A 19,437-nucleotide genomic window follows, 5' to 3' on the forward strand; every position below is an offset into this window, starting at 1 on the left:
TCCGCGGGAGGCTTGCCGGCGAGAATTTGGACGAATTGCGAGAGTTGCTGACGAGAAGCCCGTCTCGGACTGTCTGCCCCACCCGAGACGGGCTGTGGAAGCTGTAGAGGCAGCTTCCGAGGCCTTGGCCACGGGGAGTTAAAACCAAGGCAAAGTCAGAACTTCGCCGCACCAAGAATGTTCCCGCTCGCCCGGTCTGCCTCGTATCTGTGGACACCAAGCAGAAACAATCGCATCCTGCGTTCGGGGAGTGAGGGCGTGGACAATTGCCGATATGACAAGCGCTCGGTTCACAGGCGCAAACGGGGAGGCGCTCAGCCTGCGCGTCTGCTGGCAAGCGTCCCAACGCGACTCGTCTTCGTGACGTTAGCCGCGGTCGCGGCCTTTGGGACGCAGTTCGTCGTGCAGCACAGTGAAGGCGCCGGCTTGGACGTCACCCATTGGATTGGACCTACGCCGGCGCCGATTGCCGGCGCCGCCTCGATCATTGACGGCGACACGATCGAAATCCACGGCATGCGAATCCGATTCAACGGCATTGATGCGCCCGAGTCCGCCCAGCTATGCGACGATGCCAACGGCATACGCTACCGGTGCGGCGCGAAGGCCGCGGCAGCTCGACGGGTTCCTGGCCGCATCATGGCCAGTCCGCTGCACTTTCGTCGGTTGGGACCACTACCATCGCTTTGTCGGGAACTGCCTGCGCGCCGATGGCGCCAGCGTCTCCGCGTGGATGGTGGAGCATGGCCAGGCGCTTGACTGGCCCCGCTACAGCCATGGCGCCTACGCCGCGCAGCAGGCGAAGGCTGAGGCCGCCAGGGTAGGTCTTTGGGTCGGGACGTTCCAGGCGCCGTGGGATTGGCGGGCAAAGCACTCGCAAGGACCTTCTATCAGCCAATCGCTCGGCATCATGGACCGACGGCTGGTTGCGCAGAGCTACGCATGCCAGCCGCGGCGAACCTGTTCGCAGATCAGGTCCTGCGATGAGGCAAACTGGTATCTGGGCAACTGCCCCTGGGGAGGCAAGCTCGACCGCGACAAGGACGGGGTTCCATGTGAAAGCCTGTGCTAGGGGGACCTCGTGAGGATCGACAGAGCTCGTGTTCGGAAAAAGATGGCCCGGTGCCTCTTGGGACTGGTCGCCGCTATGACGGCTGGGTGCAGTTCGATCGACTATCACAAGCTGGCCGCAGGCCATCTGTCTGGAAGCCTTTTTGTCATGTGGGTTTCCGAGGGCAACACTTCTGGCGATGGAAATTTCCTGTTCGTGCCCGATCCACGCGATCCGTTGATCTTTCATCGAGCAGATCCGTCTTCTCCGGGCGGCACGATCCAGCCGGGTCTCATGTACACGGACGGCGGTTCGATCCCGAAGATCGCGCAAGTCTTCAAGGGGCTGTCGCCTTGGGGGTACGCGCCGGCCTACATGATCCACGACTGGGTCTTTGTTGCCCATCACTGCATAGTGGACGGCAGTGCCGAGAGCCGGTTCGACCAAGTTCGCGGAATCGGGTTTGACGATTCGGCCGCGATCCTTGGCGAAGCGATCAAAACCTTGATCAAGGCGCGCCAAGTGGCTTCAAACGATGTGGCGCCAGGGGCCATAACATCGGCCGTTGGGAGCGCTGTAGCAAAGAACCTGTGGGATGAGAAAGGAGCATGTAAGTCCCTGCAGGTCAGCGCAAGAGATATCGCTGCTGCGGAGGCTGCTATTCCGGGATCGACCACCAAGGCGCAGAACCTGAGAACCTTTCGGGTTCCAGAATCGATCTTGCTTGCGGTTCCGCCGGCAAAGCCGGCGAAGATCGTGGCTCGCGTGACATTTTGAGGGGGGGATGGATTTTTACGTTTATGAGAGTTGGACCCGTGATCGGGGAAGGATCCATCGATCCGATTGTGGCTTCTGCAATGATGGCCAAGGCACGCAGGTCAACGGGGGGGATAGGAACGGTCGCTGGCACGGCCCGTTTGACCGAGACGCTGCATTCGCAAAAGCCGCTCAACTCAATCGCGCTGATATACGCGCCTGCGCAATATGTGATCCGTAACGGCCGCTGGGACAGCGGACAGGGCGAAGTCTATGAACAGGGGGCAAGTATGGCTCCATCTGCCCGTGAGCTTCTCATAGCGGCTGGCATCGTGAACGGTGAATGTTGAGGTCACTCGACCCTCCTTAAGGCCCTGAGAGCCTGGACTTCGAGGCAGAGAATGCCAAGGCAGGGTGCAACCATGATGCCGTTGCAAATGCCGCTACAGGCGAGGCAGATGCCGCTACCGCCCAAAACGGAATGTCGGCGTCAATCAGCGGCCGAATTCGAGTGGGAACGTTGTGGTTCTGGCGATCGTTGAATGCTTTTGAGCGAGTCGTCGCAATGCATTTCGTCCAGATCCTATGCCCCCGCGCTGAAAACGCCGTTCGGCTCCAGCCTATTTGCAGGCGAGGCGCCGCGTTGAACGACGCTTCAGGCAGAATAGGGTGATCATTCATTATATACCGTGGCACTGATCTAGGCCAACCATGCCTTCGACGTCGATCCGTAAGACCGAATACAATCCGGAAACCAGGGTCCTCTCCGTCTGGTTCGTTGCCAGTGGCAAGCGTTACGATTACGAGGCCGTGCCGCCAGAGACTTACGCGGCGTTTCGCCAAGCCTTCGCGAAAGGCCGCTTCTTCAATGATTTCATCCGAGAACGTTTCCGCTACCGGCTCATAAAAGATTCATAGACATGATCTGCGCCGGATTTGACCCAATGCGTTTTTCTGCGGCCGCCAGGCTTGTTTCTGGACGCGCTTGCTCACAAGTGAACAAAAGGGGTGCCTCGACCGCGAGGCTGGCACGGCCTACGGTCGAAGAAGCGCGCCACCGAATTGCGCCCACAATCGCTCGCAGTCCCACGCCCTGAGACTTGCCGTGCCCGGTTCGCCATAGAAGACCATCGCAGAGCGAACATCGTAACCGAGCACTGATGCATTGGCCACGAAGTGGATGGCCCTGCCCAGGCTGATCGCGCCGATCTGGGCTTCAGATTTGTTGGTCAGGTCTACCACGCCGAGAATTTCAGCGTTCCCGTTCCTGCCAGCCAAGACAGTCATCGAGATCGCGTTCTCCATGGCAAGGAGCATTGTGATTTGTCCTCGGAAGGCCTCTGTAACTCACTTCCACCAACATTGTTCCTCAGCAACCCAAAGAGCGGGTCGGCTAATGGCTGCCTCGCGCATTCTGCTAAGGTCCCGACGCTGGGCTGCGCGGCCGCCGCCGGCGCCACTGCCCGGGCGTCTCGTGCAGCGTAACTTGGTGGGGGTCACGCATGTCGACCGGTTTGCCGCAAGTCGGGCACTTGTAGAAATACCTGCGTTCGTCGGCGAGGTCGCTGCCGTGGCGCTTGCCTACAATCTTTCAATCTTTGGCCCGAGATCCCGAATCTGCGTCATCGCTTCCCCAGGCCCTTATCCCTTCGCGGCAGCTGCCGCGCCAACCAGTCCGAAGCTGCGAGGCTCGCGACCACACCATAGGTGATTTGGCTTGTTCAGGCGCGTCAAGTCCCGTCTCGCGGCGCGTGGGCTGGCTTGCTGCCCAAGAGGCGCGCAGCGCCTCCGTTGAGCGCTCGCGCCGCGACCTGTCGTTGGAAGTGGAACGATCGACACTGGACATTGCCGTTTTCAAGCACGCGGACGACCCTTTGACCAAGCACCTCAACGGAGTTTTGACTGGCCACTCGCGTTCTCTCTATCCCGGCCTCGCCTAGCTCCCACGGATGATATTTGTCCTCCTCGGCGGATACGACTTGGCGCCGTCCCTTGCCTCCAGTCCGCCGCCAAAAAAGGCCCGCTGACGAAGGAGCGGGCCGTACGGAAATCTATTGGCGAGTGGGCGCCTACCGGCCTGCCCGGGAACGCTGCCCGACAGGTCAGCGAAATGGTGGGTCACCGTGCGCGAACGGTGAAATGCGTGGAACCTCGGCTGGCCTGCGTTGTTCTGTGCCACAGTTGTTCTGTGCATAGGAGGAAGAGCCATGGCAGACGATAAAAGCAAACGCGACTTTCGCGATCGCGACCGGGTGTCAGCTGATGAAGCCTATGAAGTGGAATATTTCGCCCGAAAGGCAGGAATCACAACACAGCAGGCGAAGGAATTGATCCAAAAGCACGGCAACGACCGAGCGACCTTGGAACGGGAAGCAACAGCGCTTAAGGACCGGTGACGAGCAATGCCAACTTACCAGGTAGAAGAACTGTCCGGCGATACAGTCGTCGCCTCCGAAACCGTCGTGGAGGGCAATCCCATGAAGGCGGTGGAACGGGTTGCGGGCTGCCCGGTCTCACCAAGAGCGCGGCAGGAACACTGGTTCCGCGTCGTCGATGAAGAGGCAGCCGTCGTCCACGAATTCAGCATTGCCGATGCTGAGGAGACACGTGATTTCTCGAAATGACTAGCCTATCGGCGATCAAGCTACAGCGCCTAAGGCAAGAAGCGGAGGCGCAAGGAAAACCCCCTCCCCGAATTCTTTCGTTGGGCGTGGCCGAACGAGCAGCTGAACCGAACCTTGCCATGCAGCCGCAGTCGAGCGCTGTCACGAGCTGCGCTCTCGCGGAGCCATTCCGCCGTCCGGGTAGTAACCGGAGGCAACACGGCAGATCTGATTGACCCTGCGCCAAGACCAGTTATCGGCAGCGGGGGTCACCCGCCTCGATAGCGGGAGAAGCGGGCCCGGCAAAAGCGCCCTTGGCCAGCAGCGAGGGGCTGCCATCACACAAACCAGCCTGCAAATGTGAGGTTCCGCTCATATGCAAAAAGGCCCGCCCGTATGGGAGCACGGGCGGGCAGGGTCTGGAGTGCTAGGGATCGACCCAGCTAAGGTCAACGAGCGGTGGACGTGTTGGTTGCGGCCGCCTCCACTCGAGCCCGGCAAGCTTGCTGGCCCTCAGCAGGACGTTCCGAGCGCCACGCCAACAATCAGCCTTCCCCGCCACCTAGGAAAACCCAAGGACGGACTACTCGGGCGATCGGGTGGAGTTCGTAGAAGCTGGCGTGTGAACGCGGGAGGATCGGGCGTGCGTCCATCGCAGGAGGGATAGAGGACAACTTGGTGAAGCGGTCTCGGTGGTGTTTCGCAGTGGTTCCTCGCCGCCTTGAATTTTCTTCCTCCAAGACTACCGACGCTCCGGTGCATTGGTTGGAACGCAACGTCGCCAGGTTCATTGCTGGAAGACAGGAGGTGTCCATGCCCAAATTTCGATTTGAGACCATTGAATTCGGACGCACCACGACCTGCGAGGAGGAACTGGCAAGTGCCGAACTCGCCAGTCCCAGAGCAATAGAGATGGCCCACGCCGCGCTCACTGCGGGCCGGCCCGCCGGCGTCGACCACTCTGGCTCGAGCACGAGGGTCTACGATGAAGCTGGATATCTTGTCGCGACGGTCAATTTTTCAGACGTGCTTCGTGAGCGCTGCGAACCATCCTCGGTCGGCTCCACGACAGAGGAGCCGGGAGTGATGCGGTCTGGTTGACCGAACCGCTGTCTGCGGCCGGTGCGTGTGGGCTACGTGCTCTCAAAGCTTAGGCGGAGCGGCTAGGTTAAAACCGAGTGAAAATGCGGATACCCGTCGCCAATCTGTGAGCGCGTCGAGGTATCCCCAGTTCTGCAAGAATTGGCATCTACCAGCACCTGAAAAGTGCGTTGAATCCTGCTGGTCGCGAGCCTTGTCGAGTCCCGCCAGTGACGCTGAGCATCACCTTCATGATCTTGTGCCGGATGCATTTGGTGGCACGGGACTTCGAGGACGGCGACAGCTTACATGCCAGATCCTGTGTGGGTCCTACTTGTTTGCCCGTCTCGCAGCCTCGGCCTCAGCGACATCAACTGTATAAAGCAGTTTGCCGTTTTCATCGGAGACCCGAACCAACCATCCGGATAGCGCGTCCGCGCCCGGTCGCAAGTCGACCAAGAGATCAACAGCACAGCGAATGGCTTCCGCGCGGGCGGCGTCAAAGCTCGGCATGCGCGATGGCGGTATCCTTCGGGCGGTTTCGCCGTCGCGATATTCAAAGACATAAACCTCGCCAGCCGTGTCGCGTGCCGACGGAACTGCAACTTTATCAAGATCGCCCTTGCTGGTAGCGCCGTCGTCCTTGACAGCGAAACCGAAATTAGCCGCGGTCTGGATCAGGATAGTCTGCGCGCGGGCCAATGCCGCTCCGCCATCACCATCGACCCTGGCCATATCCACGGTCACACATTCGCTCCCCTCACCGCGAAACATGACCCGAAGGATCGCTTGGCCGTTTGGCGCGGTGGCATTCACAACTTCGGTACGAACGATCTGCATTAGCCGGCTCCTTTCCGTCTCATCGTATTCGGCCCCGACCTAGGCTGAGCCTCGGGACTTCTCAGTCCTGATGCTCTGGCATGTTCTCAAGTTGGTTCTTCGTCCAGCTAGCGACAGCGTGAACGTCACCGTCCTCGTCGCGCATGAAGTCCACCTGATTGGCTGGTACAGCGACAGGCTTGGCGCCGATGCCGAGGAAGCCGCCGACATAAATCACAACCTGGCTTCCGTGGAGATGTGAGACTTTGCCGACCTTCTCGCCACCGGCACCGTACAGGATCGCGCCGTCAACAATTTCGGGGGTCAATTCATTGCTCGCGAGCCGAACATGGTTGGTGTGGTCCATAACTCGATTTCCTGATTTCCTGGTGGATGAGACTCCCGAAACCTACGAAGCGCTTAACTGTTCCAACAGTCGACGCACTGCAGCCGGCAATGAAGCCAGCGACGATGGCGGTTTGTATCGATTGCGGCGTTGAAGGAGCCCAATGCGCAATGAAGCATCGAGTTCACGTGCGGTTCGCAACCCGGCTTGCGTCACCCTTGGTTGGCGGCGTTTCTGACCTTGGTGATCAACGCGGCAACGCGCCGCCCGCTATGGACAGCCAGCCGGCCAAAGGCACAGCTTCCTCGTGCCGGTACGCGGGGTGCCACCAGCCCTTGGTCGGTGGAAGACAGATGTGCGCGATTTCGGCCTTGCTGTGGAACGACGGGCGCAGACGCAAGTTGTGGCGAGCGGAGCGCGGCAATGATCATCGATGCACACCTTCATACTTCTGGCCAGGAAACGACGGCGGACGTGCTTAGGTCCCTCGACGATGCCGGGGTCGACATCGCATTCCTTTTGGCTCCGTTTCTTACAGCGCCGTATTGTCTCGATGACAGGGCCTCTCTGCGTGCCGGCAATCGCTACCTTTCCGACTTGGTCAGGAGGCACCCGGATCGTCTCGTGGGATTCGCCGTTGTGAATCCGCAGCATCCGGAAGCGGCCGAGGATCTCGAGGAAGCGGCTGCGCTCCCGGGCATCCGCGCCCTGAAAATGGTGCCGACCGGCTGGTATCCCTATGATGACTGTGCGCATCGCGTGTATGCGGTGGCGGCGAGACTCGACCTACCGATCCTGTTTCACAGCGGTATCTTCATTGATGGACGCTCTGGCCGCTTCTGCCGACCTTCTTTCTACGAGGCGGTGCGGGATCATCCCGGCCTGCGTGTGACGCTGGCGCACCTGGGATGGCCATGGTGTGACGAAGCCAACGCCGTAGGCGTGATCGACCGGATCAACGGCATCGATCCGGCCGAAAGCCAGTTCCGGTTCGATCTTTCGTTCGGGCCACCGCCCATTTATCGCGAAGAGGTGTTCCGCAAGGCCATTGACGTCATCGGTCCCCGTTCGTTGCAATTCGGCAGCGACCGGTTTCTGCCTTGCAGCGGCGCTCATATCCGCGCCGCAATCGATGAAGTGACCGCCATTCTTGACCAGCTCGACGTCGCGGCAGCCGGACGGCAGGCCATCATGTGGAGTACCGCATCAGACTGGCTCAGGCTCAATCCATCACAGGAAGCCCACTGATGGCACGCACACCCCGATTGCTTCCCGGCGGCCAGGCTGACGAGCGCACACATATCCTTGAAGTCCTGGGGAACGCGATCGTCGGCGGAATGGAAAACTATGTGCGCAACCTTACCGCCAACCTTCCAGCGGCGGAATTCAAGATCTCGCTGCTGTGTCCTTTCGAGAGTGCCATGACGGAAGCGTTACGCGCCGCAGGATACGAGGTGTACATCGCACCGCTGCACGACGATCCGCCCTGGAGGTCGGTTGAACTGATCTGCACATTGGTCCGTGAGATCGGCGTCGACCTGCTGCACGCCCACCTGATGAACGCCCACACCGTCGCCGCCATCGCCGGCAGGTTGAGTGGGATACCGACTGTAGCCACGCTGCATGGCATGAGCTTGCAGTCACAGGAAATCAGCGTGGCACGCACGACCGGGAGCCATACCATCGTCGTCTGTCGGCAAGCCTGGTCACAGGCGCTCGCAGTCGGATTGCCGTCCGATCTCGTGAGCCTTGTTCCAAACGGCGTCGACCTCACAGTCTACCATCCCCTGTCGGCCGATCCGGCCGAGTTTCGACAAACCATTCATGTAGGCCCCTCCGATATGCTGATCGGCTTCGTTGGCAGGCTGGCGTGGGAAAAAGGCCCGGACAAGTTTCTGAAGGCGGCCGAGTTCATCTTGGAAAGGCGCCCTGACGTGCATTTCGCAATGGTCGGCACCGGATCCATGGAAAAGGACCTTGCCGCAGCCGTGCGGCGTGGCGGGCTTGAGTCGCACATCCACATGGTCGGCCTCGCCCGCGAGCCGCACCGGATCTATCCGGCGCTGAACCTGCTGTTGCACACGTCACGCGCGGATGCGATGCCGCTCACGATCCTCGAGGCGATGGCGTCTGGCGTTCCGGTGGTGGCGATCGGCGTTGGCGGTATTCCCGAGATCGTCGCTACGGGGGAGACCGGCATCCTGATCGGTACAGCCGAATGGCCGGGTATCGTCTCGGAGTACCCGGGAGGCTGGGAAGGCGTGGCAGAGGCGGCGCTCGCCGTCCTCGCCCAGCCAGAGCGGCTGAAGGCGATGGCCGTCGCGAGCGTCAAGCGGGCGCAGGCTTGCTTTGACATCCGTCAGTCGGCCGTCCTGACCAGTCAGATTTTCCGTCAGCTCCTCCGGTCGCGCCAGGACAAGGCCCGTTTGCACTCGGTGCCCTGAGCACAGCACCGGCGCGAGTTGCAAATCGACTACGCAGGAGATGAAGGCCCCCAAGATTTCGTGGCCCGGATGCCTGTGATGACAGGGTAGAGAGGGTCAACCACGTCGAGGCTGGCCCGGTCTACCTCCTCGAAGGCGAGTCCATGCAGGAACGCCGTGGCAGCCAGCACATTGCCATATTGCTGAACCTCGACGCAGGAAGGGCCGAACCTTTCCGAGAACAGGCGTCGCGCAGCGCTCTGGGTCATCGCCCAGAACCATTTTTCCGGTCCGTCATGAGCGTCGATGGACGTGATGCCTGGCACCGTCGCCAGCACTACTCCTCCCGGGGCCAGCGCACGATGGATCGTCGCAAGGGCCCCGCGAAGATTGTAGATCATGTGCAGTGTCTGGGTAACGATCATGCAATCGAAGCAGCAAGCCTCGATAGCCTCATCATTTTGGAGATCGACCCGTACGGTCGCGTTTGGATTGGCGGATTCAGGGGCATCGATGATGTCAGAGCGCACCACCCGTTCGCCGCCGAATCGGTGTGTGTACTCACGGTCCCCGATCTCTGCGACACGCCCCCTGACATCCGTGGCATGATGGCCCAGGAAGCTCTCAATGTAGTAGCGGTCAAGCGGCGTGCCGCGATCGCCGCCAAATGCCCGGCTGAATGGCTCAATCTGGGCGAAATCCCCAAACTCGACCGTTCCTGGCATGGGTGCCAAACGACTTTGGCCACTCGTCATGACGCCAATGAATCCAAGCTGCGATGTTAGGCCACAACTTAGGACAACATGCAAAGTTCCTCGGAACGGCGCGGCTCCGCTGCACGACATGGGCCAACGAGTCTGGCAAGTGCTTCGATGCGTTGCTGGCGAAACGAACGCTTGAGAGCGGGTCCGCAATCAGAGCTGCTTAGGTGCGCAAATGTCCGATCAGTCGCTCGAGGCAACCGTGGTTGTTCTTAGACCGAGGGCGGTACCATGGGTAGGCAACCAACCGTTCGCCGCCTGCCGCTGCGGCGGCCGTCACCGCGGGGATACCACGTATCCCAATTTCAAAACTGGCCTACGCGCCCCTTCGCGTCGGCGACTATCCGCCTGATCTCGGCCGCGCGACCACAGATCGAAGAGCGGGCCTTTTGTTTTCTTAGGGAACTTCAACCAACCAGCCGCTGCCATCGAGAACTCGCCGGTCGTTGCACGGCGCCCGCCGGGGGCCGCAGGACGTTGGACATTTTCATGGAACGGAAAGCCAAAAGTGAACTTGATTGGCTACGCACTTCGAAAGGACCCGCTATGTACGCAGGCGATATAACGCAACGGCGACTGAAAATCCTTATCGAGCAGTACGTCGAAGCCCGAAAAAAGAACCACGATTTCGTATCTACAGAACTTGCCTGCAAAGCGATCCGCCAGATTATTACCCCCCGGTCGGGCAAGTAACTCTCGATAACATGGTCGCAAGATGCGCGGTTGAGCACGGGCTTACTGTTCGTTTTGATCGTAAGGACGAACCAACGACTTGATCATGCCAACCCCCGCCCGCTGGAGCAAGCAGCGACGGGCCCTTTGTTCAGTTGATGGATCGACCAGTGGAGGGTCAACTGGCATGCTTGAGGCCCTGGTGGCGTGCCCGCATGGCGATGAGCAACATCGTCTCGTCGGTCATGCCACTCTGGAAAAGCCGCACCAGGTCTGCTGCTACCTTCCCAGCTTCCGGCGATCCTGGATGCAAATGGCCTTCTTCGCACAGCTGAATGAAAACGGCCTTGAAGGAGTTCAAGTCGTTCGGATAGAGGGCTGGGTCAATGTTTAGGCGGTCAATCATCTTGTCCTCCACGCGGGCGACAGGGTTGAACGAAATGAGCGTCAAACATGGCATCAGGCCCCGCTTGTCGTCATTTAAAAAAGACATGCCAATGTGCCTGGTACGAATCGCCCTCAGGGAACACTTTATGGCGATTATTCCGTACCCCCAAACACCGGCGGCTCAGGAGCATTCGCAACTGCGTGGCGTACACGGCAGATCCATGACGGTTACTCAAGGTGATCAGGAACGTCTGACGATCCAAGGTCGACCCGCCCGTTCGATGTTCCGCCTTAAACGGAACGCTATAGGCTCAGTCGCAGATAAAGCGCCGCAGGCATAAGCAGCTGGCCGGTACTGCTAGTTTTGGATTTGGAAGGAGATTAATGGCCCTTGGTCGGATCTATCGTCATCAAGCGTTCTTTGGCTGCGACCAAGCGCCTTTGCTCGGCCCGGATCCGGGCGCACAGTGCCAGATTAAGTGCGACGCCACCTTCCTCATCCAGCAAGTCATTCGCGCGCTTTAAGGAGGTCTCAGCGCGCTTTACGCGCAATCTGGCGTTGGCCGCTTCGAAGCTATGGATCTCAATCATGGTCCGTCCTTGGATGTTACGGTCCCTTCAAAAGATAACCGCCGCCGATCGCATTGGTTCCTTCCATGGCGGACCCCGCCTTGGAGGGCACGCGACGGGGTGCACCAAGGCCGATGTTTTTGCTCTCCTTGGCGGCAGACCGGCCGAGGCGGACCTGTCTTGTCCGGACCCCGGCTTGGCCGGGTGTGCGGACGACGCCAGCGCCCATGACCTCGTGCAAGCGGGTAACCGCGATGACCGATCGCTCTTGACTAACGTAGTGCGGCGATGGTCGCTACAAACATTCGGGCCAAAGAATTTAACGCGCGATAACCTCGCCATTGCCGCTGGAACCTCCATGCCACGAGAAGATTTTCGGAGGTATGCACAGCTTGAGAGCAGAACGATGAAACTCATTGGAGATCGACAAGGAAGTATTGAGATGGTTGCGCCAGCCGAGACCTCGCGCCGGGGCATTGATTGCAAAAATGCCCTTTCTCCTCATATCGAAGAGATTACACGCGTTGCCCTAGAAGCTGGCTGGGAGCCTTGCGAGGTGGGCCTCGCCCTGATGGCCTTGGCCGCTGGCCAACTGAAGGAACTCGGTTATGGTCAGACGTTGAATTGAGGCCATGCCAAGCCTCGCATTGACGTCCTCGGGGACGTCGACGTAGGAGCCTGCCCTGGCCCTAAATGAAGCTTCAACTCCCTGAACGCCATCTAGCCAAACCCCACCAAAACAGCTGCGGCAATTGCAGGTAGAAGTCAGCACATCCGGTCTGGCCAGTCTGTCGCTTAAGCGACGACGACCTGGCTTGGCTAATACCGGCGGCCGTGTCCGCCGCCCTTCGCATCGCGGCCGCAGATAACAACGCGCAACACTTGCGAACCGGAACGGACCAAGGCGGAACTTGTCCAGAGGAGGCTCGTTGTGAGGTTGTAACGGGTGCCGCGCCCGGCCCCTTGCAACGGGTCAAGCCGAGCGCGGCGTGCATCAACGAAACGCACAAGGAAAACATATCATGATCCGCAAACTTTTGACTACCTGCGCCGTGGTCACGCTGCTGTCATCTGGCCTGCTGGTATCCGGCGCTCATTCTGAAGATGCGACCAAGCCGGCTAACGCAACCAAGACAGCGACAACCGCGCCGGTGGCAGTCCCTGACGGCAACTTGGTGAGCAAGATCATGGGCGCTGCGGTCTACAACAGTGCCGCAGATGACGCTGAGAAGATCGGCGACGTAAAAGACATTGTCCTGACAAAGGACGGCAAGGCCCAGTTCATCATCATAGGCGTGGGGGGCTTCCTGGGCATTGGTGAAAAGAATGTCGCTTATGACTTCAGCAAGGCTGAATGGGCCGAAAAGAACGGCAGCCGCTGGCTGGTCGCCAAGACGACCAAGGAAGATCTCAAGGCCCAGCCTAACTTCGATACAAAGGCTTATGATAGGGTCGCCGCCGCGCCCGGTGTCCCGGCAGCAGCTGCCACTGACAAGACAGCCACCGCCGCCATCGACAAGTCCACTCTGTCAGAACTGCCGGTCGACAAGATCAGTGCGCAGAATCTAATCGGAACCACTGTATATGGCGCCGATGATGCCAAGGTTGGAGAGATTAGCGACGTCGTCTTAACCACCGATAAAAAGGTAGATGCCATCGTTGTCGACGTCGGCGGCTTTCTTGGAATCGGCGAAAAGTCCGTCGCAGTCGGAATGGAAAAGCTTAAGTTCATGACCGACAACAACGGCAACCGCTACCTTTACACAAACCTAACGAAAGCGCAGCTCGAGGCGCAGGTCGCCTACGATAAGGGTACTTATGCGCAGAATCGTGACCAGCAGCGCGTCATCGTTAACCCCTAAGCATTAGCTGCCTGGTGGCTCGCGTCACTGGGACGCGAGCCAATCGATAGAACGGCGAAGAAATAGCACCGTGCCGGGCATGGCGCCCGGCACCTACGCTGCGCAAGGCATCGTGATTGGACAGATGGCGTTGAGTCATGCCGCTCTTGGGCGGGCAATGGACCGAGCTTCGTCCCCATCGTCAGATTTGCCGGCCAGGGCCGCCCTCCGCGAGGATCCGGGTAGGGCGCACCGTCGCCAAGCACAGCCGTCCTCCGTCACGTGCACTGACGAAAATACCTGCTAGATGCCGTGGTCACATGGCTCGAAGCACATTGTGGATATGTGACGCGGCCGTGGCTGCTTGCCCAAATGCTACCGCGATCTGGTTGAGACCCTTGGCGACGTCGCCGATGGCGTAGAGGCCCGGAACCGAGGTTTCCAAGGCCTCGTTGACGACGATATAACCCTCGTCATCGCAGTGGGCGCCAAGTTGGATCGCCAGTTCCGCGCGTACGTCGCACCCCATGGACGGATAAATGACGTCGATCTCGGCGTTGGAGGCGCCGTTGGCCATGGCAACCGTGAAACCCTCGCCACGGGGGACTAAGTCATCGACCGAATCCCAAATTTCTATATGGGCCTGTGCCGCCCTCTCTCGGGTGGCCTTTGACACATCTTGCGGATGATTAAAAAGCATTGTGACGTGAGGACTGTAGTCCTTCAAGAAAAGCGCTTCCCGTAATGCCGATTGATCGGCGCCAACAACCCCGATCCGCTGTCCCCTCGCCTCGTAAGCATCGCAAACGGGACATAGGCGGATCGATCCGCTGTCAATTGCCTGGCGCAGTCGGGGGATGGCCGGTGCCCTGTCCACGATCCCGGTTGCGAGAATGACGCAAATTGCCGAAAAATGGCCAACGTCAGTCTCGAGCAAGAAAGCGCCGTCGGTTGTTACGACCTTTTCAACGGCGGCTTTGACCAGTGGAGCGCCGTGCGCCACAGCTTGGATTCTCAAGCGCGAAAGCAAGGCCTCCCCTTGCAGGCCCTCCGGAAAACCAGGGCAGTTTCGTGTACGCGGGATCAGTTTGGCCCTCCCGTCGTCAGCATCGAAAACCATCACTGACCGTAGAAATCTGGCAAGATAGACGGCGGCTGCAAGGCCCGCCGGCCCCCCGCCGACGATGGCGACATCAACCACGCCTGTACCCGAAACACAAACCATGCGGGCCAACCTCCAACACCGGGGAATGTTCCGCGGCCAAGTGGTGCGCCAAAATCTCGATCTGCGGCGCGAGGCGTTTCCGGCGTCGGCAGCATCAATCTTCGATGACTGCGGGCGCTTGAGCGCGGGTCCCCCAGCACGTGTCCCCGCCTATCCGCCGGCGGTGGGCCAGGCATTCTTAGGCAGACTGGCCGTCGAATGCGACACCCAGCCCGTGGGCTACTGCACTTGCCGCGATCATGTCATCGAGTGCCCTTCCTGTAACCGGGCACTCCCGCAGCACCGTCCTGATCGCCTTGCCCGCTTGCTGGATGTACACGATGTCATGACGTTTCTTTCTCACCTCGACATATTGCTCGATCAACATTTTCAGGTGGCGGCACGCGATGTTGTCCGCATCCATGTGTTCCTCCATTGCCGGTCAGGCGCCCGCCGCGACGCCAGAGGCAGCGGCGGGCTCGGGACGGTTGGTTATTTGCCACCAGGCGCTGGTTTCTGGCGGCGATCCGCTATTCTCGGTCTGTGCGGCCACAACAATTCAAGCGCACGCCAGCTCGGCTGTAGCCGCGAAAGCAGGTCCGCCGCGGTCGACCGGGCGTGGCTTGATAGTTGCGGGGCAAGGCGGTGGATCGTCATCATCATGGTCCGGAAAGCGGCGCGGCCAACGCCAGCGCCCCCGCTCCCTTTTCCGCCGGCGATCCATGGCCCGCCACATCAACACGCGTTGCTGTGCCTTCGGAGGTTGCTGCGGCACGTCGTCCAGCGACTGCAAGGCTCGCAGGACGTCTCGGAGCATTACGACCGTGCCATTTTCCAGCCGTCGCAACGTCGGTCGGTCGGGGACCGTGAAGGCATCAGACGCCCAAGCCGAGAGTTTGGCCCGTTTGGCGTCTCGATCGAGGTGGGGGTCGGTCAGGATTCCCACGATGGGGTCCAGAGAAGAACAAGAAGCGCCCTTTGGGGCGCGCTGTTCAGTGCAATGTCTTGTTGAAGCATCTCCGTTTCTCCGCAATCCAAGGCCTCCCGGCCAATGGCCGGGAGGGACCGCAGGTTGGCGTTCAGGGTATCAGGCGACCTTGCGTTCCGGCTCGACGTCCTGGGCGATCTGCTGGGGAGCGGCAGGGCCTGTTGTCGTGGCGATCTGGATCCGCCGCGGCTTCAGCTCCTCGGGGATTTCGCGCACGATGTCGATCAGAAGCAAGCCGCCGTCCAGGGTTGCCCCGGTTACCTTCATGTGGTCTGCCAGCTTGAATGCCTGTCGGAAGTTGCCCAGTGCCAGACCCTGATGAAGCAACTGGTGGCTCTGGGGTTCGGCGGCTTTCTGGCCGGTCACAACCAGTTCGTGACCGTTTTGGCTCAGCTCAACTTCATCAGTGCTGAAGCCCGCGATCGCCATGACGATGCGATAATCATTGTCGCCCCTTTTCTCAATGTTGTAGGGAGGCCAGTCAGGGCGGTTGCCACTGTCAAGCATGTCGAAGAGGCGGTCAAAACCGACCGTCGAGCGGTAAAGGGAGTCAAAGGTTCTCATAGCCACATCCTCCTTGAAGCAACATGGATACAAGGTGCGCCGCCTTTGCGGCGCCGCATGTCTAGCCATTCAGGCCTCGACGGCCGACGATTTGGGGATGGACATTTCTCCCGTCAAGAATGCGGCGCTAAAAATTCCTGTCGAGTAGATTTACGCGTCGGGTCCAACCTGGATCAGGTTGCGGGAGGGCGCGCGATGAGAGTTGGCGTATTGGCTGCGACCTCGGCCATTCTGACGCCGGAACACCGGCCATCCGTAAACGACCGGGGCGATTTACGCCAACGAGGTTTAGGGGAAGGCAAGTGCCCCGATAGGGGTTTATCGGCCGATGGCGCGGCTCGGCCCTGTAAGCGCCGCGCTCGATTCGGCGCGAGATCGGCGGGTGCGCTAGCCTACCTGATTCTAGCGTCGGCAGAATGGTAACGAGCCGGCCACCTGCCAATGCCGGTGCGAAGGCCAGCGGATAATGTGCTGATCCCTTGCTAAGTGCCGCGGGATGTCCATCATGTCTCAACCATACGATAGTGTGAATGGATCCCTTTGGTAAGGAGACATCCATGTGTAACGACTACGAGCAGCATGTCGCTTGGGCCGAATATTGCCGGATCATGGCGTCCCTGGCGCTCAAAATCCCCACCCATCAAACCGAATTGGATCTGCCCCAGGCGGACGACATTCGCATCAAGGACCCCGCACCAATAATGCGCTCCGCCGGGTATGCGATCGAACTGGCCTCGATGACGTTCGGATTTCCGCCTGCCCGACCAAAGGGCGGGCCGGTGTTCAACTTCCGCTCCGAAGGCCGGCAATTCGGAAACAGCAAACGCTGCCTCGTCCCGGCGTCCGCGTTCTTCGAATTCACCGGCACGAAATACCCGAAGGCGAAGCATCGCTTCACGCTCAACGGCTCGCCGTTCATGGCCATCGCAGGACTTTGGCGTGAGGCTGTCGGCAACACGCCCCCCACCTTCACCATGCTGACGACCGATCCGGGACCAGATGTCGCGCCGTATCACAATCGGCAGGTAGTGGTCCTTCAGCCGGTGGACTGGGAGGCCTGGATTAATTTAACAAAGCCTGAGGCCGAGCTGTTGCGGCCACTTCCGGCCGGGTCGCTCTCGGTCGAGACAGTTCGCCCCGAAAGCTCATGACCTAGCTGCGCAGGATCTCTGGCACGCTTAGCGGCCCGAGGTCGAGAACTGGCGTGTATTCGCCCGTTCGGCGCCAAGCTCCCCGCACCTTTCCATTCTCCCGATCCCGCCTTGGATCGAACGTCAGCCCCTCAAAGTGATCACGGAACGCCTCCGCCGATGCGGCATCGCTGAAGCAATGGAGCCGATAGGATTCGTATTTGCCGTTGGGCCATATCGCCTGCACATGCCGCGTCTGGTGCTTGAGCCCTCTTTCCTGGCAGAAGGTCGCGATTGTGGTGAAGTTCCGGGCGGTGCACAGGTCGTCGGGCAGCGCCACCTGGTGTGGCCAGTCGCGGTCGATGACTGATGGCGTTGGTGAGGCTCGACTGCGTTTGACCACTATTCGAAATGCACCGACTGGCCGCGCATCATGGCCAGCGTCAGCGCGATTGCGGGATTTGCCGGCGGCTTCTCCATGTGCAACGAACCGTCGAAATCACGCCACGCCGCCATGCGCAATGCATCATTGTCATCGCTGGCCGCCGGGTCGAAAACGTGGGCATCACAAGGATTTCGGTCAATCTCGATCGTCCAGTCCTTGAGTGCCTTGCGGGCCATCTCTTCGACCTGGGCGAGGTCGCTGGTGAAGAAGGGGATACGGTCTCCATCTTCCGAAAGCGGCTCGACCCGATCCAGCGTCGGCCGCTCGGGAACCCAACCCAGAACGAAGGCAATATCGAAATCGATCTGGCGGTCCGGGCCGGTCGTGATCTCCAGCCGCCTGACGACGTCAGGATAGAGCTGCCTCCGCTGCGGCCAGGTGTCTGGAATTGCCTCGGCCTGCAACTTCGTTCGGTCGACGTTGATCAGTTCCATGATTTGATGGCGCGGGATCTTGGCCTCCGGCCAGCCCGCACAACAGGCTGCCGCCGCAGCCTTGTCGGCTTCGATCCAGACGGCCGCAGCTTGGTTCTCGTCCTCGGTAGGCTTGTCGTCGTCGGGAAAGCCCTTGATATCCCAGCCTTCCAACGCAAACAGGCCTTCCGCGCCTTGCAAGGCCGTTATGCCGGAGCGTGCAAACACCGCCTCGGCCGCCGCGATGCCGCGTGCGAGCTCTTGGGGTGTTGCGTTCCCAATGTTCAAGCGAAGTTCCATCATTCGCCTCCTGATTGATCCTCTTATGGGAACAAAATAAGAACAAAGAGTCAAGCGCACCCCTTGACGAGAGAGGAATATGTTCCTTATTTCACGTGATCTGGAGCAGCAAGGGACCATGGCTCGGCGTCGATCGCGCTGGCCGGCGAAGCTATGGCAATAACGGCGGAAGACAATTTTCGGATCGAGGTCTGGGATCGCGACGAGCAGGCCCTGTGCGAAACCATCTCGCGGTCCCCCGATTCCACAGTGAGCCAGGCAGCCTGGCAGGCTGCCATTCGGCGCCGGCCAGGCATGTTGCTGATCCACTACAACAGTCGGCATGTGATGGAGAAAATCCTGACACCAGGCGAGGTGAAGATCCCGCCGCAGACGATCGTTGACGGCAGTGTTCACGCCAGCCTGGATGTGGCGCTCGGAGATCTTCGCGAGTGGCATGGTCTGCGGGCCTGGTGCAGATCCTGCTCGCACCATGCACCGGTAAGGCCTGCCGTACTCATCAAGCGCTACGGAAAAGACGCTCTGTTCAGTTCGGTCGAGCGCGTGATGTTCTGCACGAGTTGTGACAGGGGCGGCCCCGTCAGGCTGGAAATTCACAAGCTGCCCCGCAATTGAGTGGAGTTCTAGGAATGCAGGACCTCATCGATTTCTTCCAAGCGAACTCGGCGCTGGTGCTGGCCAATCCGGTCGCCTTCGCGACGATCGCGGTCCTTTTCGGGAGCGGCGGTTTCATCGTAGGGCGCTACTTCTTGACCGAGCGCATCGCTAATCTCGAGAGCCGCATTGCGCGTCGCGATGACGAAATTGGAGAACTCAAATCTCGGCGTTCAGCAACGAAGCCTGAGCTGCCCCTCGTTCCCATCATAGGCACCACCGCAATCGGCGGCCACGACACGGCAACGCCCCTTGGCAGGTTGCCAGATCGACGCCCGCTTGGCAGTCTTTCAGACAGGCGGCTTCGCGGAGCGAACTGACCTCCCTTCCCCTGGAAGGGGGCACTTGCTTGCCGATGCGCCTGAAAACGAAGCAGGCTCAGGTCCATTTGGGTAACCTGGACTGGCCAGACTGGCGCGCTCGTCCCCGT

24 protein-coding genes are annotated in these 19,437 nt (G+C 60.1%); 13 read left to right on the plus strand and 11 right to left on the minus strand.

Annotated features, from left to right (window positions below; translation table 11 throughout):
- Positions 1–571 precede the first annotated feature (571 nt).
- The 4 genes from AC56QQ_RS34770 (at position 572) to AC56QQ_RS34785 (ending at position 2,725) form a co-directional block, all read left to right on the plus strand.
- A complete protein-coding gene (locus tag AC56QQ_RS34770) occupies positions 572–1,072 on the plus strand; it encodes an excalibur calcium-binding domain-containing protein (RefSeq protein ID WP_497129511.1) in 501 nt (166 codons plus the stop codon).
- 9 nt (positions 1,073–1,081) lie between these two features.
- Positions 1,082–1,828: a hypothetical protein gene (locus AC56QQ_RS34775; protein ID WP_497129513.1), complete on the plus strand. Its 747-nt coding sequence runs from the start codon at positions 1,082–1,084 to the stop codon at positions 1,826–1,828.
- Between the two features lie 38 nt (positions 1,829–1,866).
- On the plus strand, positions 1,867–2,157 hold the full coding sequence (locus AC56QQ_RS34780) for a hypothetical protein (RefSeq protein WP_497129515.1): 291 nt from the start codon (positions 1,867–1,869) through the stop codon (positions 2,155–2,157).
- A gap of 361 nt (positions 2,158–2,518) precedes the next feature.
- Entirely contained in the window at positions 2,519–2,725 is a 207-nt protein-coding gene (locus AC56QQ_RS34785) for a KTSC domain-containing protein (RefSeq protein ID WP_497129517.1), read from the plus strand.
- Positions 2,726–2,842: 117 nt separating this feature from the next.
- Here the strand turns inward: AC56QQ_RS34785 and AC56QQ_RS34790 are convergent, their stop codons facing one another.
- The gene (locus tag AC56QQ_RS34790; protein WP_497129519.1) at positions 2,843–3,124 is read right to left on the minus strand and encodes a hypothetical protein; all 282 of its coding nucleotides are present in this window, start codon (positions 3,122–3,124) and stop codon (positions 2,843–2,845) included.
- A gap of 890 nt (positions 3,125–4,014) precedes the next feature.
- Here AC56QQ_RS34790 and AC56QQ_RS34795 point away from each other — a divergent pair.
- The 3 genes from AC56QQ_RS34795 (at position 4,015) to AC56QQ_RS34805 (ending at position 5,511) form a co-directional block, all read left to right on the plus strand.
- Positions 4,015–4,203, plus strand: coding sequence for a DUF3606 domain-containing protein (locus AC56QQ_RS34795; protein WP_497129521.1), 189 nt, complete (start codon positions 4,015–4,017; stop codon positions 4,201–4,203).
- A gap of 6 nt (positions 4,204–4,209) precedes the next feature.
- Entirely contained in the window at positions 4,210–4,431 is a 222-nt protein-coding gene (locus AC56QQ_RS34800; RefSeq protein WP_489863897.1) for a hypothetical protein, read from the plus strand.
- A 792-nt stretch (positions 4,432–5,223) separates the two neighbouring features.
- Positions 5,224–5,511: a hypothetical protein gene (locus AC56QQ_RS34805; protein ID WP_497129523.1), complete on the plus strand. Its 288-nt coding sequence runs from the start codon at positions 5,224–5,226 to the stop codon at positions 5,509–5,511.
- Positions 5,512–5,820: 309 nt separating this feature from the next.
- On the opposite strand, the gene AC56QQ_RS34810 is transcribed toward AC56QQ_RS34805, so the two are convergent.
- Both AC56QQ_RS34810 and AC56QQ_RS34815 read right to left on the minus strand, forming a co-directional pair.
- Complete coding sequence (locus AC56QQ_RS34810; RefSeq protein WP_497129525.1) at positions 5,821–6,330, minus strand: DUF6894 family protein; 510 nt, start codon at positions 6,328–6,330, stop codon at positions 5,821–5,823.
- A 61-nt stretch (positions 6,331–6,391) separates the two neighbouring features.
- Entirely contained in the window at positions 6,392–6,676 is a 285-nt protein-coding gene (locus AC56QQ_RS34815; protein WP_497129527.1) for a PRC-barrel domain containing protein, read from the minus strand.
- 402 nt (positions 6,677–7,078) lie between these two features.
- On the opposite strand from AC56QQ_RS34815, the gene AC56QQ_RS34820 reads away from it, so the two are divergent.
- Both AC56QQ_RS34820 and AC56QQ_RS34825 read left to right on the plus strand, forming a co-directional pair.
- On the plus strand, positions 7,079–7,903 hold the full coding sequence (locus AC56QQ_RS34820) for an amidohydrolase family protein (RefSeq protein ID WP_489863894.1): 825 nt from the start codon (positions 7,079–7,081) through the stop codon (positions 7,901–7,903).
- Positions 7,903–9,099: a glycosyltransferase family 4 protein gene (locus tag AC56QQ_RS34825; protein WP_489863893.1), complete on the plus strand. Its 1,197-nt coding sequence runs from the start codon at positions 7,903–7,905 to the stop codon at positions 9,097–9,099. Before AC56QQ_RS34820 ends, AC56QQ_RS34825 begins: the two co-directional genes overlap by 1 nt.
- Positions 9,100–9,128: 29 nt before the next feature.
- On the opposite strand, the gene AC56QQ_RS34830 is transcribed toward AC56QQ_RS34825, so the two are convergent.
- The 3 genes from AC56QQ_RS34830 to AC56QQ_RS34840 form a co-directional block, all read right to left on the minus strand.
- Positions 9,129–9,833 carry a methyltransferase domain-containing protein gene (locus AC56QQ_RS34830; protein ID WP_497129529.1) on the minus strand — a complete coding sequence of 235 codons (705 nt, stop codon included), beginning with the start codon at positions 9,831–9,833 and terminating at the stop codon, positions 9,129–9,131.
- Positions 9,834–10,689: 856 nt separating this feature from the next.
- Positions 10,690–11,004 (minus strand): hypothetical protein, encoded by a 315-nt coding sequence (locus tag AC56QQ_RS34835; protein WP_497129531.1) that lies wholly within the window; start codon positions 11,002–11,004, stop codon positions 10,690–10,692.
- 275 nt (positions 11,005–11,279) lie between these two features.
- Positions 11,280–11,489 (minus strand): hypothetical protein, encoded by a 210-nt coding sequence (locus AC56QQ_RS34840; RefSeq protein WP_497129533.1) that lies wholly within the window; start codon positions 11,487–11,489, stop codon positions 11,280–11,282.
- Between the two features lie 385 nt (positions 11,490–11,874).
- Here AC56QQ_RS34840 and AC56QQ_RS34845 point away from each other — a divergent pair, with 385 nt between their 5' ends.
- Together AC56QQ_RS34845 and AC56QQ_RS34850 are read left to right on the plus strand one after the other, a co-directional pair.
- Positions 11,875–12,096: a hypothetical protein gene (locus AC56QQ_RS34845; protein ID WP_497129535.1), complete on the plus strand. Its 222-nt coding sequence runs from the start codon at positions 11,875–11,877 to the stop codon at positions 12,094–12,096.
- A 394-nt stretch (positions 12,097–12,490) separates the two neighbouring features.
- Positions 12,491–13,330 carry a PRC-barrel domain-containing protein gene (locus AC56QQ_RS34850; RefSeq protein ID WP_497129537.1) on the plus strand — a complete coding sequence of 280 codons (840 nt, stop codon included), beginning with the start codon at positions 12,491–12,493 and terminating at the stop codon, positions 13,328–13,330.
- A 295-nt stretch (positions 13,331–13,625) separates the two neighbouring features.
- On the opposite strand, the gene AC56QQ_RS34855 is transcribed toward AC56QQ_RS34850, so the two are convergent.
- From AC56QQ_RS34855 to AC56QQ_RS34865, 3 genes are all read right to left on the minus strand, one after another.
- Positions 13,626–14,510, minus strand: coding sequence for an NAD(P)/FAD-dependent oxidoreductase (locus tag AC56QQ_RS34855; RefSeq protein WP_497129539.1), 885 nt, complete (start codon positions 14,508–14,510; stop codon positions 13,626–13,628).
- 202 nt (positions 14,511–14,712) lie between these two features.
- Positions 14,713–14,937, minus strand: a complete 225-nt coding sequence (locus AC56QQ_RS34860; protein WP_497129541.1) for a hypothetical protein — start codon at positions 14,935–14,937, stop codon at positions 14,713–14,715.
- 663 nt (positions 14,938–15,600) lie between these two features.
- On the minus strand, positions 15,601–16,065 hold the full coding sequence (locus tag AC56QQ_RS34865; RefSeq protein WP_497129543.1) for an Hsp20 family protein: 465 nt from the start codon (positions 16,063–16,065) through the stop codon (positions 15,601–15,603).
- A gap of 557 nt (positions 16,066–16,622) precedes the next feature.
- Between AC56QQ_RS34865 and AC56QQ_RS34870 the strand changes: the two genes are divergently transcribed.
- Positions 16,623–17,216: an SOS response-associated peptidase gene (locus tag AC56QQ_RS34870; protein ID WP_497129545.1), complete on the plus strand. Its 594-nt coding sequence runs from the start codon at positions 16,623–16,625 to the stop codon at positions 17,214–17,216.
- 1 nt (position 17,217) lies between these two features.
- Here the strand turns inward: AC56QQ_RS34870 and AC56QQ_RS34875 are convergent, their stop codons facing one another.
- Together AC56QQ_RS34875 and AC56QQ_RS34880 are read right to left on the minus strand one after the other, a co-directional pair.
- Positions 17,218–17,535: a hypothetical protein gene (locus AC56QQ_RS34875; protein WP_497129547.1), complete on the minus strand. Its 318-nt coding sequence runs from the start codon at positions 17,533–17,535 to the stop codon at positions 17,218–17,220.
- Between the two features lie 62 nt (positions 17,536–17,597).
- Positions 17,598–18,791: a hypothetical protein gene (locus tag AC56QQ_RS34880; RefSeq protein WP_497129549.1), complete on the minus strand. Its 1,194-nt coding sequence runs from the start codon at positions 18,789–18,791 to the stop codon at positions 17,598–17,600.
- 191 nt (positions 18,792–18,982) lie between these two features.
- Between AC56QQ_RS34880 and AC56QQ_RS34885 the strand changes: the two genes are divergently transcribed.
- Positions 18,983–19,327, plus strand: a complete 345-nt coding sequence (locus AC56QQ_RS34885; protein WP_489863881.1) for a hypothetical protein — start codon at positions 18,983–18,985, stop codon at positions 19,325–19,327.
- The last annotated feature ends 110 nt before the right edge of the window (positions 19,328–19,437 follow it).

The organism is Mesorhizobium sp. RCAM 05099 (genome assembly GCF_059683685.1).